The organism is Stenotrophomonas sp. RIT-551, assembly GCF_026241915.1.
Lineage (GTDB): Bacteria > Pseudomonadota > Gammaproteobacteria > Xanthomonadales > Xanthomonadaceae > Stenotrophomonas > Stenotrophomonas bentonitica_A.
The window spans coordinates 362,933-375,328 of the sequence record NZ_JAPJIU010000001.1 but is presented as its reverse complement, the minus strand read 5'-3'; the positions used below and the strand labels follow the sequence as shown (position 1 = coordinate 375,328).

Genomic DNA, 12,396 nt, shown 5'->3' with positions numbered 1-12,396 from the left:
TGTTTAAAATCCTATATACATACGCACCGGATGTAAACAATCATCCGCCCCGTATGCCAGGAGATGACGATGGTTCGCCGCACCCGCGCCGAGATGGAGCAGACCCGCGCCACGCTGCTGGCCACCGCCCGCGCGTTCTTCAGCGCGCGCGGCTACGCCGACACCTCCATGGATGACCTCACCGCGCAGGCCGGCTTGACCCGTGGCGCGCTGTATCACCACTTCGGCGACAAGCAGGGCCTGCTCGCGGCGGTGGTGGAGCAGATCGACGCCGAGATGGACGAGCGTCTGAACGCGATCTCCGATGCTGCAGCCGATCCCTGGGAGGGGTTTCGCCTGCGCTGCACCGGGTATCTGGAGATGGCGCTGGAGCCGACCATCCAACGCGTCGTCCTGCGCGATGCACGCGCGGTACTCGGCGGTGCCTCGCCGGAATCGCAACGCCACTGCATCGATTCCATGCAGCGCCTGCTCGCCGCCCTGATCGATCAGGGCATGGTCGCCGAGGCCAACCCGCAGGCCCTCGCCTCGCTGGTGTACGGCAGCCTGGCCGAGGCCGCGTTCTGGATCGCCGATGGCGATGATGGCGATGCGCGGCTGGCACAGAGCGTGGCGGCGCTCGATCTGTTGCTGCGTGGGCTGCGGGTCACCACACCGCACTGACTGCTCATCCGGTCGGGCCGCCATTGGATCCGGTCCCTGACCGCAGGTCATATATCGCTCCATGTGATCGCAGGGCCACCCCTACGCTTCTCCCATCTACTGAAGGAGAGGACGCATGAAGATTCTGGGTGTTGTGCTGATGGCATCGGCGCTGGTGATGAGCGGCTCCGCTGCGGCAACGAACGCTGCCCCGGCCCGAACCGAGGCGCTGGCCCGCGAAGCTGACGCCTTCTTCAAGGACCAGCAGCCGGGCGGCGTGGTCCTGGTGACCGATCCGCTGGAGGGGAGCCGTACTCTGCCCGATCCGGCTGGCCTGCCCTGCTCAGCGCCGACGTGAGGTCGCGCGCGGCTGCAACGCGTCCAGGGCGCCAGCATTGCGGCGCGCCCAGTCGTAGATCAGTTCGATCGGTTCGACCAGTTGGCGCCCCAGCGGGGTCAGCGTGTAGTCCACCGAGGGCGGCACGGTGGGGTACTCGGTGCGCAGCACGATTCCCGCATGCTCCATGTCACGCAGCGTCTGGATCAGCATCTTCTTGGAGACGGCCGGCAGGCTGCGGTGCAGCGCGTTGCTGCGGGCGGTACCGTCATGCCGCACGGCCAGGGTGTGCAGCACCATCGAGGTCCACTTGGTGCTGAACAGCTCCAGCACCCGCCGGGGGGCGCAATCCTCTCGCCAGTGCTCTTCGGGAGTACCCGTTTTCATGTGTGGTTACCGTTTGGTGCCTTCTTTCGAGGCGTACCTGGATATCCTAAGGTGTGCGCCTGTAAAGCAATGAAAGAGGCGACATCGTGGGGCAGAAAGCGTTGGTGGTCGGTGCAACGGGCATCGTGGGCAGTGCACTGATACAACGGCTGCTGCAGGAGGGCTGGGAAGTTCACGGCCTGGCCCGTCGGCCCGATTCGCTGCCCGCCGGCGCCCACGGCGTCTGCGCCGACCTGCACGATGCGCAGGCCACGTGCGCCGCGCTGTCCGGAATGGCACCCACGCACGTGTTCATCACCACCTGGTCCCGGCAGGCCAACGAGGCCGAGAACATCCGGGTGAACGGCGCGATGGTGCGTCACCTGCTTGGCGCGCTTCAGCCCGCGGGCACGGTGCAGCACGTAGCGCTGGTGACGGGCCTGAAACACTACCTCGGCCCGTTCGAGGCGTACGCGCAGGGCAACCTGCCGCAGACGCCCTTCCGTGAAGAACAACCGCGCCTGCCCGTGGACAACTTCTACTACGCACAGGAAGACGAGGTGTTTGCCGCCTCCGCCCGCGATGGCTTCCACTGGAGCGTGCACCGTCCGCACACGGTGATCGGCGCGGCGGTGGGCAATGCGATGAACATGGGCACGACCCTGGCCGTGCACGCGAGCCTGTGCAGGCACACCGGGCGCCCGTTCCAGTTCCCCGGTTCGCTCGCCCAATGGGAGGGGCTGACCGACATGACCGATGCCGGGCTGCTGGCGCGTCATCTGCTGTGGGCCACGCAGACACCGGCCGCCGCCAACCAGGCCTTCAACGTGGTCAACGGCGATGTGTTCCGGTGGCGCTGGATGTGGGGCCGGATCGCGGCGTGGTTCGATATCGAGGCCGTACCCTTCAGTGGCCACGTGCGGCCGCTGGCGGCGCAGATGGCCGACGATGCCGCGCCCTGGTCCGCACTGGCCGCCACGCACGGTCTGGCAGAGCCGGATATCCATCGGCTGATCTCGCCCTGGCACACCGATGCCGATCTCGGGCGCCCGCTGGAGGTGATCACGGACATGTCCAAAAGCCGCCGGATGGGCTTCCTGGACTACCAGCCCAGCGACGATGCGTTCTTCGACCTGTTCGCCCGCCTGCGGGCGGCGCGCCTGATCCCCTGATCGAGCCGGAGCCACGGGCGAACGGGGGGGTGTTCCAAAGCGGCGCCCGGCAGCGATACCCTATCGTTGCCGCCCCGTGTCGCCTGCAGTACGGGCCACCGGGTTCCGGACCCGCCCCCCCGCCGATCGCAGGTACCGCTTGAGTTCTTCACCTTCCCCCGGCTCCCACCGCGAGCGGGATTCCGAGCGCGTCAAGATGGCGCTGGCCGCCGGCGCGATCATCGGCACCTGGTTCTGGGACGTGGCCCGGGACAACCTCACGGTGGACGATGCCCTCGCCCTGGCCCATGGCCTGGACCCTGCCCTGGCGCGCACCGAACTGCGGCTGGAACAGGTGGTCGCCGCCGTTCATCCCGACGACCGCGCCGGCCTGGCCGATGCGATCGCCGAGGCGGTCCGCCGGGGCGGTCGCTATGCGCACCAGTACCGTACCCGCGGCCCGGACGGCGCGTACCGCTGGATCGAAGCGATCGGGCGGGTGGATCTCGATGCGCAGGGAGAGGCCATCGGCTTCCCCGGCGTGCTCATCGATATCGACGAACGCCGCCGGATCGAAGCCGAGCGGGACCAGGCACAGACCCTGCTGCGCTCCTTCGTCGAGGCAGCGCCCGGCGTGGTGTATGCCAAGGACCGCCAGGGCCGGATCCTGATCGGCAACCGCGGCACCACCGACCTCATCGGCCTGCCGCCGGAGGTGTACGTGGGCCGCACCGATGCCGAACTGCTGAACGACCCTGCCCAGGCCGCCACGGTCATGGCCACCGACGAGCGGGTCATGGCCAGCGGGCAGACCGAGCAGCTTGAAGAGGAAGTGAGCTTTCCCGATGGCCGGCGCGCCTACTGGCTGTCGACCAAGTCACCGTTGCGTGACGCCGACGGCACCGTGGTCGGCCTGGTCGGCACCTCGCTGGACATCACCGACCGCAAGGCCGCCGAGGCCCGCCACCTGGAAGTGGAGGAGCGCTATCGGCTGGCCGCCCAGGCCACCAACGATGCGATCTGGGACTGGCGGATCTCCGATGGCCATGTGATCTGGAACGAGGCGCTCACCACCCTGTTCGGCCATCCCCTGGCCGAGACCACGGCGCAGTGGTGGCTGGACCACATCCATCCCCATGACCGTGCGCGCGTCGATGCCGACATCCATGCGGTGATCGAAGGCGGCGGGACGGGCTGGAACAGCGAGTACCGGTTCCGGCGCGCCGATGGCAGCTTTGCGCCGGTGCTCGACCGCGGCACCGTATTGCGTGGCGGCGTGGGTGAGCCGCTGCGGATGATCGGCGCGATGCTCGACCTGACCGTCCGCAACACCGCCGAAGCTGCGCTGGCCAAGAGCGAGGAACGCCTGCGCTTTGCCACCGAGGCCGGTGACATGGGCTTCTGGGATGTCGACCTGGTCCGCGATGAACTGATCTGGCCGGCACGGACCAAGGCGATGTTCGGCATCTCGCCCGGGGTGGCAGTGACGTTGCGCGACTTCTACGACGGCATCCATCCCGATGACAGCGAGGCAACCTTCGCGGCCTTCGCCGCCGCGGCCGACCCGGCCCGGCGCGCGCTCTACGACGTGGAGTACCGCACCGTAGGCAAGGAAGACGGTGTCGTGCGCTGGGTGGCGGCAAAGGGGCGTGGCCATTTCGAAGGCGACCGCTGCGTGCGGGTGGTCGGCGTGGCGATCGAGATCACGGCGCGCAAGCTCGCCGACGCACGCCTGCAGGAATTGAACGAACACCTCGAGAGCCGCGTGCTCGAAGAGGTCGCCGAGCGCACGCGCGTGGAAGATGCCCTGCGCCAAAGCCAGAAGATGGAGGCGGTGGGCCAGTTGACCGGCGGCATCGCGCACGACTTCAACAACATGCTCGCCACCGTGATCGGCCCGCTGGACCTGCTTGCGATGCGCATGGGCGACAGCGATCCGCGCGCCAAGCGCTACATCGACATGGCCATCGACGGCGCAACCCGGGCCGCGCAGCTGACCCAGCGCCTGCTGGCGTTTTCCCGGCAACAGCCCCTGCAGCCGGTGCCCTTGGACGTGAACCGGTTGATCGCCGGGATGTCGGACCTGCTGGTGCATTCGCTGGGCAGCAACATCCGCCTGGAGACCGTGCTGGCCGCGCAGGTGTGGTGCACCTTCGCCGATGCCAATCAGCTGGAGAACGTGATCCTCAACCTGGCCGTCAACGCGCGCGACGCGCTGCCGGGCGGCGGGCGGCTGGTGGTGGAAACGGCCAACTGCCGGATCGCCTCTGCCGCAGACGCCATGCGTGCCGACGTGCCCACCGGTGAGTACGTGCTGATCACCGTGGCCGACAACGGCGGCGGCATGCCACCGGAGGTGATCGCCAAGGCCTTCGATCCGTTCTTCACCACCAAGAAGGTCGGCCAGGGCACCGGGCTGGGCCTGTCACAGGTGTACGGCTTCGTCCGCCAATCGGCCGGGCACGTGAAGATCCGTTCCTCGCTCGGCAAAGGAACGACGGTGGCGCTGTATCTCCCGCGCCGGGAGGGGGAGATCGACGCGGGTCCTTCGACAGCACCCGCGGACAGTCGCCCGCTGAGCGGTGGCCGCGAGCTGGTCCTGGTCGTGGAAGACGAACCGGGCGTGCGACAGTTTTCCATCGAGGCGCTGAGCGAACTGGGCTACCCGGTCCTTGCCGCCGACGGTGCGGCCGGCGCGCTGGCGCTGCTCGAGCAGCATCCGGACATCGCGCTGCTGTTCACCGATGTGGTGATGCCGGAGGTCAACGGCCGGCAACTGGCCGACGAAGCCCGCAAACGGCGGCCCGACCTGAAAGTGCTGTTCACCACCGGCTACAGCCGCAACGCGCTGGAACACGATGGGGTGCTGGACCCCGCAGTCCACGTGATCGGCAAGCCCTTCACGCTGGAAGATCTGGCGCTGCGGGTGCGCGCGGTGCTGGCGGAGGTGCGGTGATCCCGACGCCGGCATGCCGTGCTGGGACAGGGATCGCACGCGAATTTCAAACAACCGCTTGAAACACGCGTAACTTCGCCGAACTGGACACGATCCACCAGTTCCGCCAGACTCCGCCCTTTCCTGTTGTTCGGCACCCATGGCGAAACTGCTGGTCCTGCATGGCCCCAACCTCAACCTGCTCGGCACGCGCGAGCCGGGGGTCTATGGGCACACCACGCTGGCGCAGATCGACCAGGCCCTGCTGGCCCGGGCGCAGGCCGCCGGCCATGCCCTGGAGAGCCTGCAGTCCAACGCCGAGCACGTGCTGGTGGACCGCGTGCAGGCCGCCCGGGACGACGGCACCGCCTTCATCCTGATCAACCCGGCGGCGTTCACCCACACCTCGGTGGCCCTGCGCGATGCGCTGGCTGCGGTGGACCTGCCCTTCATCGAGATCCATCTGTCCAACCCGCATGCACGCGAGCCCTTCCGCCAGCACAGCTATTTCAGCGACAAGGCGGTCGGGGTGATCTGTGGGTTCGGTGCGGACAGCTATCGCTACGCGATGGATGCAGCGCTGACCCGGCTGGCGGCCGCTTCGGCGTGATGACGCTGCCGCGGGTCCTGGCCAGCATCGTGCTGTGGGGCTGCCTGTGTGGCGCCGCCATCGCCGCTGATCGCAGCGCGGAAGGCATCGACTGCGCGCAGCCGAGCGGCACCATGGAATCAGACCTGTGCGCCTCGGATGTGGCCAGCGAGGCCGATACCGAATTGAACGCGGCGTATGCCCAGGCGCGCCAGCAGTTGCGCAGCCAGGCTGCCGAAGGCGCCTGCACACACTGCGCCGATGCCGAGAAGCAGCTGGTCCTGGCCCAGCGCGCGTGGATGCAGCTGCGCGACCACGACTGCGACGCGGTCTACGCCCTCAACGCCGATGGCACTTCGCGCAATGGCGCGCAGATGCATTGCCTGACCACCCTCGCGCGCGACCGTACGCGGCAGCTGCGCGATTTCTACGAACTGCTTTGACCCGAGCGCACCGCGCTTTCCCCTCTCCACTGACATCAAGACCACAGAGGCCCCTATGGATCTCCGCAAAATCAAGAAGCTGATCGACCTGCTGGAAGAGTCGAACCTCGCCGAAATCGAAATCAAGGAAGGCGAAGAGTCCGTGCGCCTGTCGCGCGCGCCCGTCTCCGGCTACGGCATGGTCCAGGCCCAGCCGCAGATGATGATGGCCCCGGCACCGGCCCAGGCCGCTGCCCCGGCGATGCCGATGCAGTCGCCGACCGAAGCCTCCACCGGTGGCACCGCCAAGGCCGGCAACGCCCTGCCGGACGGCCACGTGCTGCGCGCGCCGATGGTCGGCACGTTCTACGCCTCGTCCTCGCCGGACAAGCCGGCCTTCGTGTCGGTCGGCCAGGCCGTCAAGGCCGGTGAAACGCTGGCGATCATCGAAGCGATGAAGATGTTCAACCCGATCGAAGCCGATGTCTCCGGCACCATCGTCGCCATCCTGGGCGAAAACGGCCAGCCGGTCGAATTCGACCAGCCGCTGTTCGTGATCGGCTAAGGATTAGTCCATGCTCGACAAAGTCGTTATTGCCAACCGAGGGGAGATCGCGCTGCGCATCCTGCGCGCGTGCCATACCCTGGGCATCCGCACGGTGGCTGTGCATTCCACGGTCGACCGCAACCTCAAGCACGTGGCCATGGCCGACGAGTCGGTCTGCATCGGTCCGGCACCGTCCTCGGAGAGCTACCTCAACATCCCGGCCCTGATCGCCGCGGCGGAAGTCACCGACGCGCAGGCCATCCACCCGGGGTACGGCTTCCTCTCGGAGAACGCCGACTTCGCCGAGCGCGTGGAAGAATCCGGTTTCATCTTCATCGGCCCCAAGGCCGACACCATCCGCCTGATGGGCGACAAGGTGGAAGCGATCCGCGCGATGAAGGCGGCCGGCGTGCCGTGCGTGCCCGGCTCGGGCGGCCCGCTGACCGACGACATCGTGGCCAACACCAAGATCGCCCGTGAGATCGGCTACCCGGTCATCATCAAGGCCTCCGGTGGCGGTGGCGGTCGTGGCATGCGCGTGGTGCATGCCGAGGCCTCGCTGAAGGCGGCGATCGAGACCACCAAGTCCGAAGCCAAGGCCGCTTTCAGCAACGATCAGGTCTACATGGAGAAGTTCCTGGAGAATCCGCGCCACGTGGAGATCCAGGTGCTTGCCGACGGCCAGGGCAACGCCGTCCACCTAGGTGAACGCGACTGCTCCATGCAGCGCCGCCACCAGAAAGTGGTGGAGGAAGCGCCGGCACCGGGCATCACCGCCGAACTGCGCGACGAGATCGGCAAGGTCTGCGTGGAAGCCTGCATCCGTATCGGCTACCGCGGCGCGGGTACCTTCGAGTTCCTGTTCGAAGACGGCCGCTTCTACTTCATCGAAATGAACACCCGCGTGCAGGTGGAGCATCCGGTGACGGAGATGGTGACCGGCATCGACCTGGTCTGCGAGCAGCTGCGCATCGCTGCCGGCCAGAAGCTGAGCATCAAGCAGAGCGACGTGGTGCTGACCGGCCACGCGATCGAATGCCGCATCAACGCCGAAGACGCGGAAACCTTCGTGCCGAGCCCGGGCCAGATCACCGCGTTCCATCCGCCGGGTGGCCCCGGTGTGCGCGTGGATACCCACATCTACAGTGGTTACCGCGTGCCGCCGAACTACGACTCGATGATCGGCAAGCTGATCGTGCACGGCCCGGATCGCGAGACCGCGATCGCGCGCATGCGCGTGGCGCTGAGCGAACTGGTCGTGGACGGCATCAAGACCAACGTCGCGCTGCAGCAGCGCATCATGCGCGACAAGGGCTTCCAGGCCGGTGGACAGAACATCCATTACCTGGAAAAGCGCCTGGCCGAACGCAAGAACAAGTCGATCGCGTTGACCTGATCGCCTGCTCGGGACGCTGGACAGCAGAAAGGCGGGGATTTCCCCGCCTTTTTGTTTGCGCGAACCGGGCTGCCATGGCCCGCATGCCGGTGGTGCCAACCCGGGGTTGGTTGACCCGAGCCATGGCGAAGGCACGCTGCGGCCCCGCAGGGCGGGGCCATGCCGCGCGTGCTTACCGCTTGGCGGTATCGGCCGCGGTGACCTGCGAATTCTTCACCGGCTCCACGCCCAGCGACGAGGTCGGATCGACGATCACCATCGTCTCGGTGGAACCATCCGGCCACACCACCTGGAAGGTGCTGCCGGTCGGCAACGAAGCGAACGGCATGCCACTCTGCGCGCGATACACCGCAGCGACCTGACTGGCACCGGCACGACGCACTTCGGCATCGGCCTTGACCGAGGTCAACTGCACCTTGGACAGGCTTCGGTAACGATCATCGTAGGTATCGATCATCACCAGGCCCACTGCTCCGGCCGAGTACGCGACGAACAACGCGACCCAGAACCAGAATTTCGCACCGTGCAGGATTCGACGGTAATTCATCGCCCATTCCTCTGCTTGACCAGCTCTTCGACCAACACGTTCATTTTCCCCGCACCTTGCCGCGATACCGCGGCGTCATACACAAAAGTGGCAAAGTCCTGCCCACCGTTCTGCGAACAGATCCCTCCGTTCGCGCAGAAATTGTTCATCAGCACACTGTCCGGGCCGCAGGCCATGCCCAGTTCGCAGGCCGCCAGCCGCCAGGCCAGTTCGCTGAACTGATCGCCGGCCACCAGGCCGCTCATCGCGCTGTCCCCGCTGGCGCGCTGACCCATGCCTGGCGCGAGCGCCATGAAGGCTTCCGGATCGCGCGAATCCATCACGCGCTCGACCAGGCCGCGACGATAGGCCGGGGCGGTTTCCAGCGGGTGACCTTCGGCGAACAGCGACGCCTCCGCAGCCAGGTTGCCGGCCTTGGCCGCCTCCAGACGCTGGGTCAGGATCAACGGGCGGCCGAGATTATCGCTGCTGACGAAGCCCGCGCAGCGGCGCGACACGCGCTCGCGCGCGGCGACCATCGGTGCCGAGGCGCTCATGCCCATGCCGGTGAGCAGGGTGTTGTCGAGCTGGTAACCGCCCGGGTCCATCGCGTACATGGCGCAGTAGTCGTACACCCGGCTCACCATCCACCCAGCCTCGGCGTTGCCATTGGCGGCCTGGAACTGCAGCCGCTGCGCGTAGGCGAACAGGTCGGTGTCGCCTTCGATATCCGCGCGCAGGTCCAGCGGAAGGCCCGAGGCCACCGCGGTGCCGCGCTCGCTGCCGAGCAGACGCCGGGCCAGTTGCCGCGCTTCGGCCGGAACCGCGCTGGTGGCCTCGCCGGCCTGCGGCCCATCCACCTGCGAGGTGGCCGGTTCGGCGTGCAGCACCCGATCGCCCGCGCGATAGCCCACCACCCCCAGCAACGCCAGGGCCGGTACGACCAGCAACCAGGTTTTCAGGGTCGGCACGAGCGCCATGGGCAGGACGTCACAGGCTGTCAGCGGTTGACAGCAGAACGCCAAGTTTAGCAAGCGCCCGCGAGGCTGTCTGAACCGGCTGTCAGGCCAATCTTACCGGCCGGCGAGACGCCCGCGCCGCGCGGCCGTCGGGACCATCGGCCCGCACTGGTCTAACATGCACGGTTTTCCGCCGGTCCCCTGCCCCCATGCCCTTCCTGGAACTCACCCTGCACTGCACCGAAGCCACCCAGCCGCGCTATGAGAATGCGCTGGACGACGTGGGCGCGCTGGCGGTGACCCTGCTCGATGCCGATGCCGACACCAGCAACGAGCGCGCGATCCTGGAGCCGGGCGTGGGCGAGACGCCACTGTGGAACGACCTGGTGCTGACCGCGCTGTTCCCGGGCGACACCAATGCGCTGGCCCTGCTGGCCGCGCTGGACGCCTTCGATCCGGGCCTGGACTGGGCCAATGCCAGCTTCCGCGCCGTGGCCGACGAAGACTGGGAACGCGCCTGGATCGACCAGTTCCAGCCGATGGCCTTCGGCGACCGCACCTGGATCGTGCCGTGGAACCACGACCTGCCGGAGGCCGCGCAGGCCGAGGATGCCGCCGTGGTCCGCCTGGACCCGGGCCTGGCGTTCGGCTCGGGCACCCACCCCACCACCGCGCTGTGCCTGCGTTGGCTGGACGGGCTGGCCACCGAAGGCGCGCTGGCCGGCAACACCGTGCTCGATTTCGGCTGCGGCTCGGGCATCCTCGCCCTGGCGGCGCTGAAGCTGGGGGCTACCCGCGCGGTGGGCGTGGACAACGACCCGCAGGCGGTGATCGCCACCGGTGACAACGCAGAGCGCAATGGTCTTCAGGACCGGGTGCAGGTCTATCTGCCGGAGGACGAACCGCAGGCCACGTACCCGGTGGTGGTGGCGAACATCCTCGCCTCGGCCCTGGATGCACTGGCCGATGTGCTGGCCGCGCGCGTCGCCCCGGGCGGTCGCATCGCGCTGTCGGGCATCCTGCACGGGCAGGAAGGTGAACTGCTGGAGCGCTATGCCCCGGCCTTCGAGCAGCTGGCCGTGGCACAGGATGGCGACTGGATGCGCATCACCGGCGTCCGCCGTGCTTGAATAGCCCGTCCCCTGCCCGGTCCCGTGCCCATGTCCGAGCCTCCGATGCCGCCGCGACGCCCGCTTGCCACGTTCCTGCGTCCGTCCGCGCCGGCCCCGGCCGAACCGGCGGATCGTCCGGCCGCACCCGATGACACGCCGCCTGCGCCGTCGATGACGTCCGTGGGCGATCGCATCGCGCCGCTGGCGGTGGAACAGGTGATCGATGCACAGCCGTTGCATGCGCCGCAGCCGTCCGCACCGGCACCTGGCATCGGGGTCGACTCCGACGCTGATGCCGCACACCGGTTCGTCGCCGACGCGGCGCCCGCAGCCGCGCCGGTCGGGCAGGCGCCAGCGCCATCGCCTTCGACAGCGCTGCCCGATGACGGGCGCGCCCCGGGCGGGGACGCACCCACCCCGGCCACGGCTGCCCTGCCGCCAGCCGACGCGATCACCACGCCGAGTTTCCTGCGCCGGCCCGGTGCGCGCCTGCGCACGCCACGCTGGCAGTGGGGCATGGTTGCCGGGCTGGCCGCGCTGCTGCTGGTGCAGATCGCGGTGGCCGACCGCGCCCGGCTGGCTGCCGATGCCGGCACGCGGCCCTGGATTGCCGGGCTGTGCAGCGTGCTGCGCTGCGCCTTGCCGGCCTGGCGCGAGCCGACCGCTTTCAGCATGCTCAGCCGCGATGTACGCCCCGTTGCCGGCGTGGCCGGCGCGCTGCAGGTGCAGGCGAGCATCCGTAACGATGCGCGCTGGGCCCAGGCCTGGCCGTCGCTGCGGCTGTCCCTGTCCGATGCCGATGGCCGCGTGATCGGCACCAATGTGTTCGCGCCGGCCGACTATCTGGATCGCGCGACGGACCCGGCCGCCACGCTGGAACCGGGCCAGAGCGCACAGATCGCCTTCCGGGTGCGGGAGCCTGCGGCGTCTACGGTCGCATTCACCTTTGAGTTCCTCTGAGGCACCGCCGGGCTGCCAGAGCGTGGCAGGCGGCCGACGCACGCGCTAGACTGACCCCATCATCATTCCGCCGTGGGCTGTTGTCCGCCCCGGCTCTTGCACCGGGAAACTCCTTGAACGCTGTCCTTTCTCGTCCTGACAACAGTCGTGGCGCGCCCAAGCCACCCCTGCGCGAACACGTGGCCCAGTCGGTCAGGCGCTACCTGCGGGACCTGGATGGCTGCGATGCGGACGATGTCTACGAGATCGTGCTGCGCGAGATGGAGATCCCGCTGTTCGTGGAAGTGCTCAACCATTGCGAAGGCAACCAGAGCCGCGCCGCTTCGATGCTCGGCATCCACCGCGCCACCCTGCGCAAGAAGCTGAAGGAATACGGCATCACCACCTGATGCCGGGCCGGGCGCGCGCGTCGTGCCCGAGGGAAAGAAGGCCGGATCGAGCACGCCTCGGTACC

14 protein-coding genes are annotated in these 12,396 nt (G+C 68.1%); 11 read left to right on the top strand and 3 right to left on the bottom strand.

Going from position 1 to position 12,396, the window contains the following annotated elements:
• Nucleotides 1–69: 69 nt before the first annotated feature.
• Nucleotides 70–663, top strand: coding sequence for a TetR/AcrR family transcriptional regulator (locus ORK51_RS01545; protein ID WP_266083626.1), 594 nt, complete (start codon nucleotides 70–72; stop codon nucleotides 661–663).
• 115 nt (nucleotides 664–778) lie between these two features.
• Nucleotides 779–1,000 (top strand): hypothetical protein, encoded by a 222-nt coding sequence (locus ORK51_RS01540; protein WP_266083625.1) that lies wholly within the window; start codon nucleotides 779–781, stop codon nucleotides 998–1,000.
• Here the strand turns inward: ORK51_RS01540 and ORK51_RS01535 are convergent.
• The gene (locus ORK51_RS01535) at nucleotides 986–1,366 is read right to left on the bottom strand and encodes a winged helix-turn-helix transcriptional regulator (protein WP_070426072.1); all 381 of its coding nucleotides are present in this window, start codon (nucleotides 1,364–1,366) and stop codon (nucleotides 986–988) included. The two genes, ORK51_RS01540 and ORK51_RS01535, sit on opposite strands and share 15 nt — an antisense overlap.
• Nucleotides 1,367–1,452: 86 nt before the next feature.
• On the opposite strand from ORK51_RS01535, the gene ORK51_RS01530 reads away from it, so the two are divergent.
• The 6 genes from ORK51_RS01530 to accC all read left to right on the top strand — a co-directional run bounded on the left by ORK51_RS01530 (nucleotide 1,453) and on the right by accC (nucleotide 8,385).
• Entirely contained in the window at nucleotides 1,453–2,517 is a 1,065-nt protein-coding gene (locus ORK51_RS01530; protein ID WP_266083622.1) for an SDR family oxidoreductase, read from the top strand.
• Between the two features lie 139 nt (nucleotides 2,518–2,656).
• A complete protein-coding gene (locus ORK51_RS01525) occupies nucleotides 2,657–5,452 on the top strand; it encodes a PAS domain-containing hybrid sensor histidine kinase/response regulator (protein WP_266083620.1) in 2,796 nt (931 codons plus the stop codon).
• A 139-nt stretch (nucleotides 5,453–5,591) separates the two neighbouring features.
• Nucleotides 5,592–6,041, top strand: a complete 450-nt coding sequence (gene aroQ / locus ORK51_RS01520) for a type II 3-dehydroquinate dehydratase (protein WP_070426075.1) — start codon at nucleotides 5,592–5,594, stop codon at nucleotides 6,039–6,041.
• Nucleotides 6,041–6,463 carry a lysozyme inhibitor LprI family protein gene (locus tag ORK51_RS01515; protein WP_266083617.1) on the top strand — a complete coding sequence of 141 codons (423 nt, stop codon included), beginning with the start codon at nucleotides 6,041–6,043 and terminating at the stop codon, nucleotides 6,461–6,463. Before aroQ ends, ORK51_RS01515 begins: the two co-directional genes overlap by 1 nt.
• A gap of 55 nt (nucleotides 6,464–6,518) precedes the next feature.
• A complete protein-coding gene (accB, locus tag ORK51_RS01510; protein ID WP_019183531.1) occupies nucleotides 6,519–7,007 on the top strand; it encodes an acetyl-CoA carboxylase biotin carboxyl carrier protein in 489 nt (162 codons plus the stop codon).
• A 10-nt stretch (nucleotides 7,008–7,017) separates the two neighbouring features.
• The gene (gene accC / locus ORK51_RS01505; protein ID WP_266083614.1) at nucleotides 7,018–8,385 is read left to right on the top strand and encodes an acetyl-CoA carboxylase biotin carboxylase subunit; all 1,368 of its coding nucleotides are present in this window, start codon (nucleotides 7,018–7,020) and stop codon (nucleotides 8,383–8,385) included.
• 172 nt (nucleotides 8,386–8,557) lie between these two features.
• Here the strand turns inward: accC and ORK51_RS01500 are convergent, their stop codons facing one another.
• Both ORK51_RS01500 and ORK51_RS01495 read right to left on the bottom strand, forming a co-directional pair.
• Nucleotides 8,558–8,932, bottom strand: coding sequence for a hypothetical protein (locus tag ORK51_RS01500; RefSeq protein WP_019183529.1), 375 nt, complete (start codon nucleotides 8,930–8,932; stop codon nucleotides 8,558–8,560).
• Complete coding sequence (locus ORK51_RS01495) at nucleotides 8,929–9,891, bottom strand: hypothetical protein (protein WP_019183528.1); 963 nt, start codon at nucleotides 9,889–9,891, stop codon at nucleotides 8,929–8,931. Before ORK51_RS01495 ends, ORK51_RS01500 begins: the two co-directional genes overlap by 4 nt.
• Nucleotides 9,892–10,079: 188 nt before the next feature.
• On the opposite strand from ORK51_RS01495, the gene prmA reads away from it, so the two are divergent.
• The 3 genes from prmA to fis all read left to right on the top strand — a co-directional run bounded on the left by prmA (nucleotide 10,080) and on the right by fis (nucleotide 12,331).
• Nucleotides 10,080–11,000: a 50S ribosomal protein L11 methyltransferase gene (gene prmA, locus ORK51_RS01490; protein WP_266083613.1), complete on the top strand. Its 921-nt coding sequence runs from the start codon at nucleotides 10,080–10,082 to the stop codon at nucleotides 10,998–11,000.
• Between the two features lie 30 nt (nucleotides 11,001–11,030).
• Complete coding sequence (locus ORK51_RS01485; RefSeq protein ID WP_266083611.1) at nucleotides 11,031–11,942, top strand: DUF3426 domain-containing protein; 912 nt, start codon at nucleotides 11,031–11,033, stop codon at nucleotides 11,940–11,942.
• A gap of 113 nt (nucleotides 11,943–12,055) precedes the next feature.
• Complete coding sequence (gene fis, locus ORK51_RS01480; RefSeq protein WP_026069829.1) at nucleotides 12,056–12,331, top strand: DNA-binding transcriptional regulator Fis; 276 nt, start codon at nucleotides 12,056–12,058, stop codon at nucleotides 12,329–12,331.
• Nucleotides 12,332–12,396 lie beyond the last annotated feature (65 nt).